The organism is Thalassobacter sp. HA4-2 (assembly GCF_055693705.1).
Window position 1 is genome coordinate 444,020 of the sequence record NZ_JBVFUK010000001.1, and the last position, 16,530, is coordinate 460,549.

Here is a 16,530-nt window from a genome sequence, read left to right on the forward strand (position 1 = left end):
GCTATCTATATCTAAAGCCATGCTGATAGTTAAACGCCAAGTAGTCTGATGACAAAAACATATAACCCAATGATCCGTTTTGTAGCTTCCGTTTTGGTGGTGGCCTCTTTGGGCGCATGCGCTGCGCCGCAGGTCGAGACTGTGACACGTGACCCGAACGAGGCTGACAACCGCAAGATACACGCCTTCAACAAAGGGTTGGATCGGGCCATTTTGCGCCCTGTCGCGCAGACCTACGGCAAGGTCGTGCCGAACCCGGTCCGCAAAGGTCTGGCCAACATGGCCAACAACCTAGAGGCGCCGGGCGATGTCCTGAACAACGCGCTTCAGTTTCGGATTGGTCAGGTGGCCCATAACTCCACGCGGTTCCTGATCAACTCCACCGTCGGTGTGGCAGGCTTGTTTGACGTTGCAACTGCGATGGGCATTGATGAACAGCCCACAGATTTTGGGGAAACCCTGTTTTACTGGCGCGCTCCCGAGGGTGAGTATGTTGAATTCCCGGTGTTTGGGCCCAGCACCTCTCGCGTGGCAATTGGGCGGATCGTCGATATCGCGATGAACCCGGTGTCCACGTTCGTCACAGCCACACCTGAGGCAGGCATTGCGACCGCGATCAACGTCGTGGATGTCGTCGGCGCGCGCGAGCGTAATGCGACGGCCATCGACAGTGTGCTTTATGACAGTGCCGACAGCTATGCCCAAGCGCGCAGTGTTTATCTGCAGAATCGCCGTTTTCAATTACGCCAGAATGCTGGTGCCGAAGAGTATTATGATCCCTACGAGGACCCCTATGGACCGATTGATGAATAAGATTGACCGACGTGCCGTTATTGCCTTGGGCGCGGCTGGTGTTGCAAGCTTGGCTTTACCAGCGTCTGCGCTGACCTCGGCGCAGGCCAGCGCACTGGTCTCCAGTGCGGTTAGGGATATCAACGCGATCATAAGTTCCGGCAAGTCCGAAGCCGAGATGATCCGCGATTTCTCGCGCGTTCTGGGTCGGTATGGCGATATGGACATTATCGCGCAATCGGTGCTGGGTCGTCCGTGGCGGCAGGCCAGCGGATCCCAAAGGCGCGCCTTTACCGAGGCGTTGCAAGGTTATCTGGCGTCTAAATACGGGCGGCAATTCCGCAGGTTCATCGGTGGCAATATCGAGGTCCAGTCGGCTCGTGCGATCAACAGCTTTTATGAGGTGAAAGCCTTAGCGATCCTGCGCGGGGAAGCACCGGTCGAAGTGATTTTCCTGGTGTCAGACAGGTCCGGGTCCAACAAGTTCTTCAATCTTGTGGTCGAGGGGATCAGCCTGCGCACAACGGAGAACGTCGAAATCAACTCGATCCTAGACCGCAACCGGGGTAACATTGACGCGCTGATCGCCGAGTTGAAGCGGTTGGCTTAGGGCTCCCAAGGCGTGCGCTCCAACAAAATCATGGAAACGTCGTCTTCGAATTGGGTGTGGCCAAGCGCCGCCCCGAGGTCTTCTTCAAGGCCCGGCAGGATCATATCAAAAGGTGTTGCCGCATGGCGTGCCATAAGGGTGCAAGTGCCATCTTCGCCCAACATCTGACCATTTGGCAAGAACGCCTCGGTCAGCCCGTCAGAGCATAGCAGCAATCGATCCCCCACGTTCAGGTGCGCTGAAAACCGTTCATAAGTTACATCCGACAAAAGCCCCACTGGCGGTCCACCGTCGCCTAAAACCTCTGCCGCGCCATCGCTGCGCTGCACGATTGGGTGCGGATGGCCGGCTTGGCAGATATCTAGTGCGCCGGTCTTTTGGTCAAAATATGCAAGCGTGGCCGTGAAATAGATGTCAGTGTCCAATTCGGCAAGAATCAGATGATTGATCTGTGCCATCACCTCTTGTGGGCTGTTCAGCCGCATCCGCCCGGCCATATCGGTTGAAAATGCAATGGAGCGGTGGGGTTCGCGTACCGAAAAAAGACCCGACAATCGCCCCGTCATCAAAGCCGATGCAATGCCATGTCCGGACACATCGAGAGAGTATATCCCAATTTTCTGGGCGTTAAGTGGGAAACACCCCACAAGGTCGCCGCCAACCTGACCACAGGTGATCAGACGGCTGGCGACAGCACCGCCACGGACGTCGATGATCGGTGGCGGCATCAAGGATTGCTGCAATTTCCGGGCTTCGGCCAAGTCACGATCAATACCCGCTTGCAGGTCCTGTAACTCCCCTAGGGTTTGAGACAGCACTTCGTTTTGCGCCTGTACAGCTGCCTGCGTGCGCAAGACACGTGCCCCGGCGCGGATACGGGCACGTAATTCGACCCAGCTGACGGGCCGCGTTACAAAATCGTCGGCACCTGCATCCAGCCCAAGCGCGCGTTCCGAATGTTCTGACTGCGACGTCACAAGGATGAAGTAGCAGTAGTCACGGTCCAATTTACGCAGCGCACGGCACAGGTCAGGCCCGTCCATGCCAGGCATGGACCAATCGCTGATGACCAGATTGATGTCGGTCGTCTGGCAGATCTCCAAGGCTTCGGCGGCGCTAGCAGCCTCGGCAACGTCATATCCGGCCCGGCGCAGGGTCATCCCTAGCAGGTGACGCTGGGCACGACTGTCGTCCACAATCAAAACCTGTCCATTGATCGCGGGCGCCGCCCCATCTGAAATCATCTTTGCGGCCGTCATGCGGTCCCTCGTTGAATGTACGCGCTTACTTAGCTGCCGAAGTCTTAAGGCATCCTAAAGCGTTGCATTTTCACGATCCGACGGAGCCGAGTTAACTTTCCCTACAGGTTTGAAGAGCACCCTAGTCGCTCTAATGGTTGGATTTTGACATGATTGATTGGGCCCGGCTGGACGAACTGCGCGATGAAATAGGAGCGGAGGATTTGGCGGAAGTTTTGGAGATGTTTCTGGACGAAGTTGATGGCAAACTGGCTGAATTAACGAACGGTTCACACCGCCCCGATCTGGCTGCGGATCTTCATTTCGTGAAAAGCAGCGCGATGAATATCGGGCTTGAGCAGCTGGCGTCATTGTGTGCAAAGGCCGAGGTGCAGGCGCGGGATCAGCCGGAACAAATTGATCTGGATGCCATCACCGATTGCTACGCCAAATCAAAGGAACAATTGGTTAAACTGCGTGCGACCAATGCGGCCTAGATAAGAAATTCTGACAGAATGGAGTCTTCGGTGATGTCACGGTGGTCAAAACCCAATTCATCCATCTTGCGGCTGAGTGCAGCGAATCCGTCGGGTTCCGTCGTCTCGATCCCGATCAAGACAGATCCGAAATTGCGCGCTGACTTTTTAAGATATTCAAATCGAGCGATGTCGTCGCCGGGACCTAGCAGTCCGAGGAACTCGCGCAGTGCACCCGGGCGTTGGGGCATGCGCAGCACGAAGTACTTCTTGCGCCCAAGATACCGCATGCCGCGTTCCTTGACCTCTGGCAAACGCTCGAAATCGAAGTTGCCGCCCGACGTGACACAAACGACTGTCCGGCCCTCGATCTCGAGGCGCAGGTCTGCCAGCACGTCGATGGACAAGGCGCCGGCGGGTTCCAACACCATCCCTTCGATATTCAACATTTCCTGGATGGTGACACAAAGCCTGTTCTCTGGCGCGCGCAGGACGTGTTGCGGTGGCGTCTGTCGCAGGATGTCAAACGTGCGCGCCCCGATCCGCGCAACGGCGGCACCGTCCACAAAGCTGTCAACCCTTGGCAACGTCGTCGGCGCGCCGTGGGCCAAGGCGGCCGTCAAACTGGCCCCACCCGCAGGTTCTACATATCGCATTTCGGAGGATGCGCCGGTCGCGCGCAGATACGCCGTCATGCCCGAGGACAGGCCACCTCCGCCAACGGGCAGGATCACCATACCCGGGGCTTGCCCCAGCTGGTCCATCATCTCGACGGCAACGCTAGCTTGGCCTTCAATCACGTCCGCGTCATCAAAGGGGGACAAAATGCGCGCCTTCGGCCTCGCAATAGGTCTGGGCGGCCTCTAGGGTTTGATCGAAGTAATCCCCAACAAGCCGAATGGTCACGCGGTCCCCGCCAAAGGCTCGCGTTTTTTCAATCTTTTGACCGGGTGTTGTCACGGGCATGAAGATCACCCCATCCACCGCCATTTGGCGACACATGTAGGCGACTCCCTGAGCGTGGTTCCCGGCGCTTGCGCAGGCAAACTTGGTCTTGCCCTTCGCACGACGCATGGCGTTGAAGGCGCCTCGGATCTTGTAGGATCGCACCGGGGTCAGGTCTTCGCGTTTCAGCCAGATATCTGCCCCAAACTTGTCCGACAAATAGGCGTTGCGCTGCAGCGGCGTCGCCTCAAACACATCGCGCATGGATGCGGCGGTGGCCCGCGCCCGGGTTGGAAAATCAGTCAATGGCTCGGCCTTGGACAAAGTGACCGTAAAGCGTGGTCAGCAACGACACCCCGACCATTGTTGTGATCCACGTGATCACAAGCTGATACAACATGTTGATCCAAACGGGTCCCCCTGCCTGCATGGGCAGGGACAGGGCGGAATACAGCAAGCTGGAAATCAGCGCGACGCCAAATACCGTGGCCGATTGCCCGCGCGTGGCGTCCCAGGATTCGCCCAATGTCATCTTTTCACCCACCGCACCGGCGGGCAGGATCAAGGCAAGGCGGTAGAACAGGATCATCAAGATTGCGGCCGTGGCCACTGTCAAAGCGGCCAAAACGATCTGGTTGGGCAATGCGACTGCAATGACGCCAATTGCCAGACCAATAGGAATCATGGCGATTATCATGACAAGGCCCAACAGGATGGTCCGTCCCAAGTACCCCCAGAACAGACCGGCGGGAAACTGCGGGAAAACTCCGGATGGTGTTTCCTGCAACAGCACAAATCGGTGCCAGCCCACAGCCATCCAGATGAAAACCAATGCCTGCAAGATGGCCATGGCAAGGACCGTGCCTGCGATCCCCAATCCCTCCGACCCCGCCTGCATCGGATCAATAGAAGGGGCATTGATCCACTCAGGCACCTGCGACGTGGCGTAGACCACTCCGGCGGCATAAATCAGGGACAACGCACCGGTGATGCGCAGGGCCTCGGGCAGGTTGTTCCACAGCAAGGTGCAGGCTTTCAAAAACAATTTCCAGGCCATGGGGTCCTCCGTCGGGCGATGTGCAACACTTACGCCACCTTGCACGCCCACGCAATTCGCGCTAGCCCGCCCGGGATCACAGCGTAGGAGGCCCCCATGTCCGCACCCAAGAAAGTCGTTCTCGCCTATTCCGGTGGCCTCGACACCTCGATCATTCTGAAATGGCTGCAAACAGAATACGGCTGCGAGGTCGTGACCTTTACAGCCGATCTGGGTCAAGGCGAAGAGTTGGAACCCGCCCGCGCCAAGGCCGAGATGATGGGCGCATCCGACATCTATATCGAGGACCTGCGCGAAGAGTTCGTGCGCGATTTCGTGTTCCCGATGTTCCGCGCCAATGCGGAATACGAGGGGCTGTATCTGCTGGGCACCTCGATCGCGCGGCCTTTGATCTCCAAACGTCTGGTGGAAATCGCCGCCGAGACCGGGGCCGATGCCGTGTCCCATGGCGCGACCGGCAAGGGCAACGATCAGGTGAGGTTCGAGTTGGCGGCCTATGCGCTAAACCCTGATATTCAGGTGATTGCACCGTGGCGGGAGTGGGACTTGTCGAGCCGGACCAAACTGCTCGATTTCGCAGAAAAGCACCAAATCCCGATCGCCAAGGACAAACGCGGCGAGGCGCCGTTCTCGGTAGACGCCAACCTGTTGCACACCTCCTCCGAGGGTAAAGTGCTGGAAGATCCCGCGCAGGAAGCACCTGATTACGTGCTGCAACGCACCACCCGCCCCGAGGATGCGCCCGACACGCCCGAGATGGTCGAGATCACCTTCGAGAAAGGTGATGCGGTTGCCATCAACGGCGAGGCAATGTCGCCAGCCACAATCCTGACCCGTCTGAACGAGCTGGGCGGAAAGCACGGCATCGGCATTCTGGATCTGGTGGAGAACCGTTTTGTCGGGATGAAATCCCGTGGCATCTACGAGACCCCCGGCGGCGCCATCCTGTTGGAGGCGCACCGTGGGATCGAGCAGATCACTCTGGACAGTGGCGCAGGCCACCTGAAAGACAGCATCATGCCCCGCTATGCGGAGCTGATCTACAACGGTTTCTGGTTCAGCCCAGAGCGTGAGATGCTGCAAGCCCTGATCGACAAATCCCAAGAGCATGTGACCGGCACGGTGCGTGTGAAGCTGTACAAAGGGTCGGCCCGGACCGTGGCGCGTTGGTCTGACCATTCCCTGTATTCCGAGGCGCATGTGACGTTTGAAGATGACGCAGGGGCCTATGATCAACAGGATGCTGCGGGCTTCATTCAGTTGAACGCCTTGCGGCTGAAGCTGGTGGCGAACCGGAACAAGCGCGTGCTTGGATAGGTTTTGCGCCGGACCTTTGGTCCGCCGCGACGCTGGGGGAGGCTTTGCCTCCCCCCAGACCCCCACCGGGTATTTGTGACCCAATGAAGCCGCAAGTCTGAGGGGGCCTATATTTCGATCAGGATCGACCCTGCGCGGCCCCCGGCGGTAACCGTGTCATGTGCACTCGCGCAATCATTCAGATTGAAGGTCTTTGCGATGCGAAGGTCCAAGGCACCGCGTTCCAGCAGGCGGTGTAAGTGCGCGATGGCCGTGCTGCGTTCTGGGGGCGTCAGGATGTAGATCAGGACTGTCTTGATCGTCACCGCTTTGAACATCAGGGGATAGTAGGGCAGTGCAGGTTCAATGACGCGGGCAGAGCCGTAGGCCGTGATTGTGCCACCCTCCCGGATGACTTGCGTGTTGGTTTCAATGTTTGCGCCGAACTCGACCTCTATGATCTCGTCCACCGGGCCTTGGTTCGCGGCGCGTATCTGGACTGCCAAGTCTGGGTCTGCGTAGTCCAGCACGGTGTGCGCGCCTGCGTCCCGCGCGGCCTCCAGACCGGTACCATGGGCCGTGGCGATCACCTTTGCGCCGCTTGCCACCGCAATTTGCACGGCGATATGGCCGACCGTACCGGCGGCGCCGCTGATCAGCAGGGTTTTGCCGTCCACGGGTCCGTTGCCCAGCACGGTGTGGCAAGCGGTCAGGCCGGGGATGCCAAGAATAGCACCTTCTGAGAAAGTTGTGTTTTCAGGTAAGGGCACAGCTTGATCGGCGGGCAGGGCGATGTAGTCCGCAGCTGTCCCGAAAGCGCGTTGCCATTGACCGTTCCAGACCCAGACGCGCTGTCCGATGCGGTTTTGGTCCACACCTTCGCCCACCGCCGCGATTTCGCCCGCACCGTCGCTGTGGGGAATGATCACTGGGAAAGCAGGTTCGGTCACACCGGGTCGCCCACCCGCACGGACTTTGACGTCCGATGGGTTGACGCCAGAGGTGGCCAGTCGCACCAGCACCTCGCCCGGGGCAGGATCGGGGGTGGGGACGTCTGATAGGGTCAAGACCTCTGACGCTGGGCCGAATTTGGAATAGGTGATGGCGCGCATGATGGTATCCTTTCCGTAGGCTGGGACTTGTCCCACCGTACCGTTAGCTGACGTGCAGAACGATTTTGCCGATGTGGTTCGAGGCTTCCATATGGGCGTGGGCGGCAGCGGCCTGTTCCAGTGGATAGGTGCTGTCCATGATGGGCTTGAGCGTCCCGGCCGACAACAGCGGCCAGACATCGCGCAGCAGCGCGTCGGCGATCTGTGCCTTGGCCAAGTCAGACTGTGGCCGCAGGGTCGATCCGGTGATGGTCTGGCGTTTCATCATCAGGGGTGCGAAGTTCACCTCGACCTTGGGGCCTTGCAGAAAGGCGATCTGGACGAGGCGTCCTTCGACCGCCAAGGCGCGCAGGTTGCGGGGCAGGTAATCGCCGCCCACCATATCAAGGATGAGGTGCGCGCCGCCTTCGGTCTTGAGCACATCGACGAAATCCACCGCGCGGTAGTTGATCGCCCGTTCGGCCCCAAGGTCCAGACAGGCCTGACACTTGGCGTCTGACCCGGCGGTGGTGAACACCCGCGCGCCCCACGCCCGGGCCAGCTGGATCGCTGTTGTCCCGATGCCTGAGGACCCGCCATGGACGAGGAAGCGTTCCCCGGCCTGTAATCCGCCGCGCTGGATGACGTTGGAATAGACGGTGAAATAGGTTTCGCACAGGGCCGCCGCCTCGGCCATGGACAGGCCGTCGGGGATCGGCAGGGCATGGTCCGCGTGGGTCGTAGCATATTCCGCGTAGCCGCCGCCGGGCAGCAGGGCGCAGACGCGGTCGCCCACGGCCCATTTCGACACGCCCGGACCGATGGCCGCCACGGTGCCCGAACACTCCAAACCGGGCAGGTCACTGGCGCCCTTTGGCGGGTTGTAGAGGCCCGCACGTTGCAGGGCATCTGGGCGGTTCACTCCGGCGTAGGCGACCTTGATCAAGATCTCGCCCAGTCCGGGCGCGGGGACATCACGGGATGCGGGGACCAGCACCTCAGGTCCGCCGGGTTCTTTGATTTCAATGACTTGCATCTGCACGGGCGCGGCCTTTCCAAATGGTTCGCCCATGCCTAGCAGATGGACCCCCTATCGGGAAGCAGGCGGCGTCCACCGGCCCGGCAGATCATCGCGTGACTGTGGCGGGCGTACACGGGACAGGGCCCAAAGCGGACCGGCCAGCACCTTGGACAACACAGGATTGCCGGTCACGGCCCCTTTCACCTTTTCGAACTGCATCACGTTTTCGATCCGGCGATCAAGGAAGGCCCACGTGTCCTGATGGTTCAGGGAATCGTCCCCCAGCCAGAACAGGACGGTTGATCCGTAGACCCCCGACAGGGTCGCGCGTTTGGTGTACCAGTTGTAGTCGTCAGAGGTGTCGCCAAGGGCACTCCAGATTGCATCCGCTGTGCCCCATAGGGCGCGGGTGCCATCGGCGGCATAGATGGGCAAGGCAAACAGGGTGGTGCCGCGGCGCACGGCCTCCTTGTCGGCCTCGACCAGTTCCAGGCGCAGGCGCACGGCGTGGGCGACCCGATCCCGGAACCGCATGTCCGCCAGGTTTGCCTCGGCCAGGGCGTCAACCATCTGCGCATCGCCGCGCCGGTGGAAGGCCAGCGCAAGGTCCACGGCCCCTCGGGGGAAGGTGGCGCGGGCCACAGCCGGGCTGACGCCTGTGTCTTCGATCGCGGCGCGGAAGGTCGGTTCGGACCAACCGTCGAAGGGGACATGCATCAGGGCGGCTTCGATCATCTTGTCTGTAAGGTCGTTCATGGGGCGCTCCTATCACTTGACTGGACAAGATAGGGGATCCGCGCTAAACGGCCACTTCCTGCACTTACGCTAACTCTAACCTAGGAAGGTGGTGACAACCACATGCAGGTATCGGTCCGCGACAACAACGTCGATCAGGCTCTTCGTGCCCTGAAGAAAAAACTTCAGCGCGAGGGTGTGTTCCGCGAAATGAAGCTCAAGCAGCATTTCGAGAAACCGTCTGAGAAAAAGGCCCGTGAGAAGGCGGAGGCAATCCGTCGTGCTCGCAAGCTGGCTCGGAAGAAAATGCAGCGCGAAGGGATGATGTAAGTCACCCGGCCGCTGGTAGCCAAGAATTGAAAACCCCCGGGGCGTCCGCCTGCGGGGGTTTTTGTTTGCCTATTGGTTTAGGATTTCGGCGGCCCGCTGCGCGGTGCGTTGGTCGCGCAACGCCTCGAAGTTGTTGTCAGGGCTGTCGTCAAAGATCTTGGTCTCGACAACGCCGGGGATGGTGGCGAAGTCATCCATGATCCGGTCCGGGAACCAAGCCGACCTGATTTGATCAAAGCCCAACTCGCGCAGGATGCCACTGACGGCAATGCCGCAGTTGGCTTGGGGCACGGGGCCACGGGCGCGGGATAGGGCGATAGCGCGGGCGGCGATGTCCGGGGTGACCGTCACCTCTTGCGTCACGACGTGGTAGGTCTCGCGCGCGTGATAGTCGATGAAGAAATCCACCATCGTCGGGGTCATGCCGAAGATCACGTCGTTCTGTTCTGGGGCGGTCGGGTGATACCACGACCCAGCCGGGTCAAACAAAACCCGTTGGTTGCCCGAGATCATAAGGGCAGAATGTCCCCCCGCGCCGCTGCGATTATTGATCGCGGTGATCAGGGTCAGGGTTGGCGGACCGGGGTGGACGTAAGCTGCACGGGTCACCTCCGCATCGGGTGCAAAGGTCGCTTCGGCCCCGCAGGCCGCTAGGCCCAGCAGCATCAGGCACGCAAGGGCAAAGCGGCGCATGGGATCAGCGCGCGAACAGGGCGAGGAAGACCAAGACGGCCAAGATCGCGTAGATCGTGTATTTGGTGAAGGTCACGAAACCGTTGAAGGTTTTCTCGTGCTCGGTGGTGTCCATGGACCCGTGTTTGTGTTCGGCCATTTGGGTATCCTCAACTGTCTGGTTGCGTAGGCGGTGTAGCGGGTTTGGACGGGGCTGTCACGGGGTGCGATATGGATAATTGCGCGCACCCCTTGGGGCCAGCCCCCAAACCCCCGAGGGTGTTTGGGGAACAATGAGGGACTAGGCGGCGCGCCATGTGTAGGTGCCGTCTGTGTCCGTGACCCGGATCGCGCGTCCTGTGGCCGTCAGGTGGTTCAGGTGAGCGATAGTTTCCACAAAGGCCAGCCCATAGGTGCCCGCGTTCACGGTACGTTTGAACAGCGGCGCAAAGCAGTCGCCGCCCTTGCGCGGGGTTTGCAGGTGCGCGTGCAGGCGGTCCAGCGCCCCGTGATGGTTGTCCGCCAGTTGGCGCATGCGTGTGGGCAGGCCGCGGTAGGGAAGCTTGTGCCCCGGCAGAACCAGATGTTCAGGCCGGGCGAGGGGGTCAGGGCCGCGCAGGAGGCGAGCCAATCGCCCACGGGATCGGCCTCCGGCTCCGTCGCGTAGACGCCCAAGTTGGGCGAGATGGAGGGCAACAGTTGATCGCCCCCAAGCACCAAGTCTCCGCCGACCTCGTACAGAACCGCGTGTTCCGGGGCGTGGCCGTGACCTGTATGCACGTCCCACGTCCGACCGCCCAAGGTGATCCGGTCGCCCTGTTTGATCCGGGTATAGCCAACAGGCAGGGGGGCCACGCAGTCGGAAAAGTTGAAGGGACGCTCGGTCGCCCGGTAGGCCAGTACGTCTGCGTCCATGCCGTTGATGCGCCAAAACTCCAGTGTTTCGGGGGTGGGCAGGGGTTGGTCATCGAAGGTCAGCATCCGTGCGGTCAGCCACGCTGTGCGGGTCGTGATCAATTCTGCGCCTTTGGACTGGAACCAACCCGCCAGTCCAATGTGGTCGGGGTGGTGGTGGGTGGCCAGCACGCGGGTGATGGTGCCCAGTTGCGCCGTCAACTTGGCCAAAATCGCCCGCGTGCGTTTGGTGTCGAACCCGGTGTCCACGATGGCCCAGCCATTGTCCTCGCGCAGGAAAAAGACGTTGACGTGGTCCAACGCCATGGGCAGGGGCAGGCGCGCCCACATCACCCCCTCGGCCACCTCGGTCAGGGTGCCCTCATCGGGCGGGGAGGCCCAAGGGTAGTCGATCCGCCCGTCTGTCATGTCTGTGCCTTACGCTGCCAAATCCTCTGCGCTGATGGCGTACAGGGTTCCGGCGCCGAGGGACACCTTTGCCAGTTCGGCATGGGCCTCGGGCAGGGCGCGGGCGGTATAGTGGTTGGCCAGCTTGCTCCATTTGCCCCCCGCGCTTGCCGCACGCAGCAGGGACCATGCACCGATCACGCGGGCAAAGGCGGCAAGGTAGGGCACGGCACCTGCGTTGCGGTCCTGGGCGTCTTGTTGCACCAGCCATTCGGTCTTGGCGCGCAGGGCGGCGGCGGCGGCGGACAAGTCTGGGTGGTCGAAGGCCGCGACCTCGTCCAGCAGGGCATGGGCAGCGGCCCCCCGTCCATCATCTTGCGGCCCACAAGGTCCATGGCCTGGATGCCGTTGGTGCCCTCGTAGATCGCGGCGACGCGCACGTCCCGGGCATATTGGGCGGCGCCTGTTTCCTCGATGTATCCCATGCCGCCGTGCACCTGGATGCCCGTGTTGGCCACGTCGATGCCCACGTCCGTGCCGTAGGCCTTGGCAATGGGGGTCAGCAGTTGGGCGCGCGCCTCCCACTTGGGATCACCAGTGGCCGTGGCCATGTCGATCGAGACGGCGCACTCCATGGCAATGGCGCGGGCGGCCATGGTGTCGGCCTTCATGCCCGCCACCATGCGGCGCACGTCTGCATGGTCAAAGATCGCGGTCTCGCCCATGGGGGTGCGGCCCTGACGGCGGTCCAGGGCGTAGTCCAGCGCCTTTTGGGTCGCGGCCTCGGCGATCGACACGCCCTGCATGGCGACCCCGAGGCGGGCGTTGTTCATCATGGTGAACATGGCGCGCATGCCGGTGCCCGGTTCCCCCACGATCCAGCCCTTGGCGCCGCGGTATTCCATCACCGCAGTGGGGCAGCCCGCTTGCCCCAGTTTGTGTTCCAGACTGATCGGGCCGAGGTCATTGGCGACCCCGAGGGTTCCGTCCGCGTTGGGCAGGATTTTAGGAACCATGAACAGGCTGATGCCCTTGGTGCCCTTGGGGGCGCCGGGCAGTCGCGCCAGCACCAGATGGCAGATGTTGTGGCACAGGTCGTGATCGCCGCCAGATATGTAGATCTTCTGCCCCGTGATCGCGTAGGTGCCGTCGTCCAGCGGTTCCGCCTTGGTGACCAGAGCCCCCACGTCGCTGCCCGCTTGCGGTTCGGTCAGGTTCATGGTGCCGGCCCATTCGCCAGAAATCAGCTTGGGCAAATACAGGTCCTTGATGGCGTCGCTGGCGTGGTGTTCTAGCGCCTCGATCTGGCCTTGGGACATCAGGGGCAGCAGTTCAATCGCCAGACAGGCGGACCCGACCATTTCGTTCACAGCCATGGTCAGCGTGATCGGCAGCCCCATGCCGCCGTAGTCCGGGCTGGCGGCCATGCCAACCCATCCCCCTTCCGCAAGTGCTTGCCATCCCTCAATAAATCCGGGGGGCATGCGCACCTTGCCGTTCTCCAACCGCGCGGGATGGGTGTCGCCTACACGGTTCAGGGGGGCCAAAACCTCCTGCGACATCTTGGCGGCTTCGGTCAGGATGGCGGCGATCAGGTCGGGGGTGGCATCGGCAAAGCGGTCGGTGGCGGCGACGCGGTCGAACCCCACCGTGTCCAGCAGGTGGCGGATGTCGTTCACAGGGGCGGTGTAGGTCATGGGGTCCTCCGGTTTTCAAGCGGGCGTGGCTGGGGTAACCGTAGGCAGGCCCCGGGCCGCAAACAATGGAAACGCTGCGTTACAGATGACCCGACACCTGCACCCCACCCCCGATGGATTGGCCGAGGCCAGCGCCCTTTTGCGCGCCGGACAGCTGGTCGCCTTCCCGTCCGAGACGGTCTACGGGCTGGGCGGGGATGCCACCAGTGACACGGCCTGCGCCGCTATATTTAGTGCCAAGGGCCGTCCTACCTTCAACCCCTTGATTGTACACGTGCCGGATCTGGCCCATGCGGAACGCTACGCCGTGGTGTCAGACGCCGCGCGGGCCCTCGCCGAAAGGTTCTGGCCCGGCCCTTTGACACTGGTGCTGCCGGTCAAACAGGGCCTGTCGCCACTGGTCACGGCGGGTCTGGACACCGTGGCCATCAGGGTGCCCGCGCACCCCGTGGCGCAGGCGTTGTTGCGGGCGGTGGATCTGCCGCTGGCGGGGCCTTCGGCCAATGCGTCGGGCACGGTTTCGCCCACCACGGCGGCCCATGTTTTGAAGACTTTGGACGGTCAGATCGCCGCGGTACTAGAGGGCGACTCGTGCACGATTGGGGTCGAGTCGACGATTTTGCGTGCTGATTCCCGCACGCTTCTGCGCGAAGGGGGCCTTGCAGCCGAAGAGATCGAGGCGATCATCGGACCCCTGACCCGGGACACCACGCCGGGTCGCGTGCAGGCGCCGGGGCAGCTGTCGTCCCACTACGCGCCCGGGGTGCCGGTCCGCTTGGGCGTCACCACCCGGGACCCCGATGCCGTGCTGATCGGGTTCGGTCCTGTCGGCGGGGACATCAACTTGTCCGTGTCCGGGAATGTGGTCGAGGCGGCGGCCAACCTGTTCGGTGCCCTGCACGACGCCGATGCTATGGGGCGGACGCGCATCGACGTGGCCCCGATCCCGCAGGTGGGTCTGGGCCGCGCGATCAACGACCGTCTGGCCCGGGCGGCGGCCCCCAGACCTTAGGGCCCGGACCGCACCCCTAGGCCAACGCCCTTAGGCCTTGCTGACCGATTCGATGTAAGAGCGCAGCTCGCTGCTTTCTTGCCGGGCTTCGCGCAGGCCCTCCATGGCGGCGGCCAGTTCGGCCTCTGTCTGGCTCAGCTGACCTGTCAACTCCGCCTCGCGGTGTTGCAGATAGGTGATGGCCTGATCGCGCATTTCCTCGGCCTCGTGCAGGGACTGCGCCATGGTTTCCAGTTCCGCCATGTCGGCATTGGCCAGACGGCTAAAGCGGTGCATCAGCCACGATGTGAACCACCCCAAGGCAAACGCGATGAAAAGGATCACCGCGATGGTGATGATGAATTCGGACCTATTCATTTGTCGTCTCCTGCGCGGGTGCCGCGCCATCGGGTATCAGGCGGAAGGCGATGCGGCGGTTGGCCTCGCGGCCTTCTTCGGTGCCGTTGTCGGCAATGGGTTGGGTTTCGCCATAGCCCACCGCCGTCAGCTGATCGGGGTTCACCCCCCGGTTCACAAGGGCGTTGCGCAGGGCATCGGCGCGCTGTTGGCTCAGGTTCAGGTTCATCTCTTCGCGGCCCTGACTGTCGGTGTGGCCGCCCAGCTCGATCCGCACGCGGGTGCAATCCTCGAAGGCCACGGCAAGCAGGTCCACCTGATCCAGCGTGTCGGCGGCGATCTGGGCCGAACCGGGGTCAAAGGTGATCTTCTTGTCCGTCAGGACTTGGTTCATCCGGTCCACACATTCCGCAGGTGTCGGAATGTTGGCAGTGGGGTCCAGCATCTCGTCATAGCGGACATCGACGGTGAAATTCGCGCTTTCGCCCAGTTTTGACGACAACAGGCGGGTCAGGTCCGCCCGCGCGGTCTGGGACCCGGTGACGCCGCGCAGCTCCACCACCTCTGGCTGGACGACCAGCGATCCGTGGGCGAGGAAGCTGAGCCCCTCCAGCCCCGCAAGCACGCGCACGGGCCAGCCCTCGGGCAGGTCATTGTCTTGGCGGGTGGCGATGTAGGTGTCGTCCACGCCGAAATGGGCACGGGCAAAGGACAGCACCGCAGCCTCTTGGGCCAGATCGGACAGGCGGCCGCGCATCTGTGTGATGCCTTCGGGGGACCGGGTGGCGACAAATTCCACCACCGCGTCGCTTTCGCCCGTGCCGTCGATTTCCAGCTTGGGCGGCAGGACGGAGTGCAGCGAGAACACATCCGGCAAATCGCTTTCCAGCTGGCCGGTGACTTGGTCAAACACCGCCTGTTCGGTGGTGTCCGTAGCGATCAGGGTCACATCCGCATCCGAAAAGGTCAGGGACCCGCCGCCCAGATCGTCCAGCGCCTGCATGGCCGTTTCCACCGCATCGGCCCAGCGGACCGTGGGCACGCCCAGACCGATGACGCAGTTGTGCTTGTCCGCGAATCCGATGTTGCTGGCGGCGCGCAGGATCTGTTCCATCGCCTCGGGGGTGTCGGCGGAACAAGCGTCGAAGGCCACATCCTCGCCCGCCTTGGTGATGCGCAGGGTGAAGGGCGTGATCACCGGGCGCGGGGCCGAGATGTCCATGACCAACCGCACGTCGTCGGGTTTGGCGCGGGCAAGGCGTGCCTCGATCCGGGCCTTTTGTTCGGGGCTGTCGGAAACGGCGGTGACCTCGACCCGGTTCGCATTGATCGAGATCTTGGAGCGCGGCAGCCCGTCCAGCGCATCAAGGCCAAACGCCAGTGCGTCGTCCCAGTTGCCCGGTTCCGCGTGGTCCGAGGTTTCTACCATGTCGGTGACAGGTTTGGACAGGTTCAGCGCCTCGATCCCGCGTGCGATTTCGTCCTGCGCGCCCGAGGCGGGGACCAGCCCGATCAGGGACACGCCCGTCTCGTTGCGCAGGATTTCCAGCGAAAAGCGTGGGGGGCAAGGCTGGCGGGGTCCACCACGTCCATGGCGTCGATCAGGCGGTCGGGGTCCACCACGGTGCCCGCAAGGGTCAGGGCGCGAAAGCGCGCGGCCTCGGTCGGGGCGGTGCCGGTCAGCGCCAGTTGCAGCCCGTCCGCAAAGGCCTGTCCCCAGCCAAGGTCGTTTTCGGCCAGCACCGCCTCGACGGCCTGGACCGACGTGCGTTCGATCCAGCGCGCGCCTAGGTGCGCGGTGCCCCATGCCAGGACGCCTGCGCCTGCGAAGGCGGCGGTGGCCACCAATGTGGATGCTTTGATCATGCCTATCCCGAAGTCGTCTGTCGCTCTGCTTTAGCCGGGCGTGCCGGGTCCTTC

16 protein-coding genes and 3 pseudogenes are annotated in these 16,530 nt (G+C 62.2%); 6 read left to right on the forward strand and 13 right to left on the reverse strand.

Annotation, left to right across the window (positions count from 1 at the left end; genetic code table 11):
• Positions 1-69 precede the first annotated feature (69 nt).
• Both ACZ1G0_RS02155 and ACZ1G0_RS02160 read left to right on the forward strand, forming a co-directional pair.
• The gene (locus tag ACZ1G0_RS02155) at positions 70-813 is read left to right on the forward strand and encodes an MlaA family lipoprotein (RefSeq protein WP_472735435.1); all 744 of its coding nucleotides are present in this window, start codon (positions 70-72) and stop codon (positions 811-813) included.
• Entirely contained in the window at positions 806-1,402 is a 597-nt protein-coding gene (locus ACZ1G0_RS02160) for an MlaC/ttg2D family ABC transporter substrate-binding protein (RefSeq protein WP_472735436.1), read from the forward strand. The genes ACZ1G0_RS02155 and ACZ1G0_RS02160 overlap by 8 nt, the downstream gene beginning before the upstream one ends.
• On the opposite strand, the gene ACZ1G0_RS02165 is transcribed toward ACZ1G0_RS02160, so the two are convergent.
• Complete coding sequence (locus ACZ1G0_RS02165; protein ID WP_472735437.1) at positions 1,399-2,661, reverse strand: SpoIIE family protein phosphatase; 1,263 nt, start codon at positions 2,659-2,661, stop codon at positions 1,399-1,401. The genes ACZ1G0_RS02160 and ACZ1G0_RS02165 overlap by 4 nt on opposite strands.
• Before the next feature lie 137 nt (positions 2,662-2,798).
• On the opposite strand from ACZ1G0_RS02165, the gene ACZ1G0_RS02170 reads away from it, so the two are divergent.
• On the forward strand, positions 2,799-3,137 hold the full coding sequence (locus ACZ1G0_RS02170) for an Hpt domain-containing protein (protein WP_472735438.1): 339 nt from the start codon (positions 2,799-2,801) through the stop codon (positions 3,135-3,137).
• Here ACZ1G0_RS02170 and ilvA read toward each other — a convergent pair.
• Both ilvA and ACZ1G0_RS02180 read right to left on the reverse strand, forming a co-directional pair.
• A pseudogene (gene ilvA, locus ACZ1G0_RS02175) lies at positions 3,134-4,367 on the reverse strand (threonine ammonia-lyase IlvA). The gene ACZ1G0_RS02170 and the pseudogene ilvA sit on opposite strands and share 4 nt — an antisense overlap.
• The gene (locus tag ACZ1G0_RS02180; protein ID WP_472735439.1) at positions 4,360-5,118 is read right to left on the reverse strand and encodes a hypothetical protein; all 759 of its coding nucleotides are present in this window, start codon (positions 5,116-5,118) and stop codon (positions 4,360-4,362) included. Before ACZ1G0_RS02180 ends, ilvA begins: the two are co-directional and overlap by 8 nt.
• 96 nt (positions 5,119-5,214) lie before the next feature.
• Between ACZ1G0_RS02180 and ACZ1G0_RS02185 the strand changes: the two genes are divergently transcribed.
• Positions 5,215-6,435, forward strand: coding sequence for an argininosuccinate synthase (locus ACZ1G0_RS02185; protein ID WP_472735440.1), 1,221 nt, complete (start codon positions 5,215-5,217; stop codon positions 6,433-6,435).
• Between the two features lie 107 nt (positions 6,436-6,542).
• Here ACZ1G0_RS02185 and ACZ1G0_RS02190 read toward each other — a convergent pair whose 3' ends face one another.
• The 3 genes from ACZ1G0_RS02190 to ACZ1G0_RS02200 are packed head-to-tail and all read right to left on the reverse strand — an operon-like array spanning position 6,543 to position 9,282.
• Positions 6,543-7,526, reverse strand: coding sequence for an NADPH:quinone reductase (locus ACZ1G0_RS02190; RefSeq protein ID WP_472735441.1), 984 nt, complete (start codon positions 7,524-7,526; stop codon positions 6,543-6,545).
• A gap of 43 nt (positions 7,527-7,569) precedes the next feature.
• On the reverse strand, positions 7,570-8,577 hold the full coding sequence (locus ACZ1G0_RS02195; RefSeq protein ID WP_472735442.1) for an NAD(P)H-quinone oxidoreductase: 1,008 nt from the start codon (positions 8,575-8,577) through the stop codon (positions 7,570-7,572).
• A gap of 18 nt (positions 8,578-8,595) precedes the next feature.
• Positions 8,596-9,282 carry a COQ9 family protein gene (locus tag ACZ1G0_RS02200; RefSeq protein WP_472735443.1) on the reverse strand — a complete coding sequence of 229 codons (687 nt, stop codon included), beginning with the start codon at positions 9,280-9,282 and terminating at the stop codon, positions 8,596-8,598.
• A 102-nt stretch (positions 9,283-9,384) separates the two neighbouring features.
• On the opposite strand from ACZ1G0_RS02200, the gene rpsU reads away from it, so the two are divergent.
• Positions 9,385-9,591, forward strand: coding sequence for a 30S ribosomal protein S21 (gene rpsU / locus ACZ1G0_RS02205; protein ID WP_472735444.1), 207 nt, complete (start codon positions 9,385-9,387; stop codon positions 9,589-9,591).
• Between the two features lie 69 nt (positions 9,592-9,660).
• On the opposite strand, the gene ACZ1G0_RS02210 is transcribed toward rpsU, so the two are convergent.
• From ACZ1G0_RS02210 to ACZ1G0_RS02225, 4 genes and pseudogenes are all read right to left on the reverse strand, one after another.
• Entirely contained in the window at positions 9,661-10,284 is a 624-nt protein-coding gene (locus ACZ1G0_RS02210; protein ID WP_472735445.1) for a hypothetical protein, read from the reverse strand.
• A 4-nt stretch (positions 10,285-10,288) separates the two neighbouring features.
• The gene (locus tag ACZ1G0_RS02215) at positions 10,289-10,423 is read right to left on the reverse strand and encodes an aa3-type cytochrome c oxidase subunit IV (protein ID WP_472735446.1); all 135 of its coding nucleotides are present in this window, start codon (positions 10,421-10,423) and stop codon (positions 10,289-10,291) included.
• A gap of 141 nt (positions 10,424-10,564) precedes the next feature.
• A pseudogene (locus tag ACZ1G0_RS02220) lies at positions 10,565-11,586 on the reverse strand (MBL fold metallo-hydrolase).
• A 9-nt stretch (positions 11,587-11,595) separates the two neighbouring features.
• Positions 11,596-13,262: pseudogene (locus ACZ1G0_RS02225) on the reverse strand (acyl-CoA dehydrogenase).
• 85 nt (positions 13,263-13,347) lie between these two features.
• Between ACZ1G0_RS02225 and ACZ1G0_RS02230 the strand changes: the two are divergent.
• Positions 13,348-14,274 (forward strand): L-threonylcarbamoyladenylate synthase, encoded by a 927-nt coding sequence (locus ACZ1G0_RS02230; RefSeq protein ID WP_472735447.1) that lies wholly within the window; start codon positions 13,348-13,350, stop codon positions 14,272-14,274.
• Between the two features lie 30 nt (positions 14,275-14,304).
• On the opposite strand, the gene ACZ1G0_RS02235 is transcribed toward ACZ1G0_RS02230, so the two are convergent.
• The 3 genes from ACZ1G0_RS02235 to ACZ1G0_RS02245 are packed head-to-tail and all read right to left on the reverse strand — an operon-like array spanning position 14,305 to position 16,476.
• Positions 14,305-14,631: a hypothetical protein gene (locus tag ACZ1G0_RS02235; protein WP_472735448.1), complete on the reverse strand. Its 327-nt coding sequence runs from the start codon at positions 14,629-14,631 to the stop codon at positions 14,305-14,307.
• Complete coding sequence (locus ACZ1G0_RS02240; RefSeq protein ID WP_472735449.1) at positions 14,624-16,132, reverse strand: OmpA family protein; 1,509 nt, start codon at positions 16,130-16,132, stop codon at positions 14,624-14,626. The genes ACZ1G0_RS02235 and ACZ1G0_RS02240 overlap by 8 nt, the downstream gene beginning before the upstream one ends.
• Entirely contained in the window at positions 16,123-16,476 is a 354-nt protein-coding gene (locus tag ACZ1G0_RS02245; RefSeq protein ID WP_472735450.1) for a hypothetical protein, read from the reverse strand. The genes ACZ1G0_RS02240 and ACZ1G0_RS02245 overlap by 10 nt, the downstream gene beginning before the upstream one ends.
• Positions 16,477-16,530: the final 54 nt, after the last annotated feature.

Bases quoted from the DNA above. Each gene is read 5' to 3' on its own strand.
- ACZ1G0_RS02155 (WP_472735435.1), top strand. From the start codon at position 70: ATGATCCGTTTTGTAGCTTCCGTTTTGGTGGTGGCCTCTTTGGGCGCA.
- ACZ1G0_RS02160 (WP_472735436.1), top strand. From the start codon at position 806: ATGAATAAGATTGACCGACGTGCCGTTATTGCCTTGGGCGCGGCTGGT.
- ACZ1G0_RS02165 (WP_472735437.1), bottom strand. From the start codon at position 2,661: ATGACGGCCGCAAAGATGATTTCAGATGGGGCGGCGCCCGCGATCAAT.
- ACZ1G0_RS02180 (WP_472735439.1), bottom strand. From the start codon at position 5,118: ATGGCCTGGAAATTGTTTTTGAAAGCCTGCACCTTGCTGTGGAACAAC.
- ACZ1G0_RS02185 (WP_472735440.1), top strand. From the start codon at position 5,215: ATGTCCGCACCCAAGAAAGTCGTTCTCGCCTATTCCGGTGGCCTCGAC.
- ACZ1G0_RS02190 (WP_472735441.1), bottom strand. From the start codon at position 7,526: ATGCGCGCCATCACCTATTCCAAATTCGGCCCAGCGTCAGAGGTCTTG.
- ACZ1G0_RS02195 (WP_472735442.1), bottom strand. From the start codon at position 8,577: ATGGGCGAACCATTTGGAAAGGCCGCGCCCGTGCAGATGCAAGTCATT.
- ACZ1G0_RS02200 (WP_472735443.1), bottom strand. From the start codon at position 9,282: ATGAACGACCTTACAGACAAGATGATCGAAGCCGCCCTGATGCATGTC.
- rpsU (WP_472735444.1), top strand. From the start codon at position 9,385: ATGCAGGTATCGGTCCGCGACAACAACGTCGATCAGGCTCTTCGTGCC.
- ACZ1G0_RS02210 (WP_472735445.1), bottom strand. From the start codon at position 10,284: ATGCGCCGCTTTGCCCTTGCGTGCCTGATGCTGCTGGGCCTAGCGGCC.
- ACZ1G0_RS02215 (WP_472735446.1), bottom strand. From the start codon at position 10,423: ATGGCCGAACACAAACACGGGTCCATGGACACCACCGAGCACGAGAAA.
- ACZ1G0_RS02230 (WP_472735447.1), top strand. From the start codon at position 13,348: ATGACCCGACACCTGCACCCCACCCCCGATGGATTGGCCGAGGCCAGC.
- ACZ1G0_RS02235 (WP_472735448.1), bottom strand. From the start codon at position 14,631: ATGAATAGGTCCGAATTCATCATCACCATCGCGGTGATCCTTTTCATC.
- ACZ1G0_RS02245 (WP_472735450.1), bottom strand. From the start codon at position 16,476: ATGATCAAAGCATCCACATTGGTGGCCACCGCCGCCTTCGCAGGCGCA.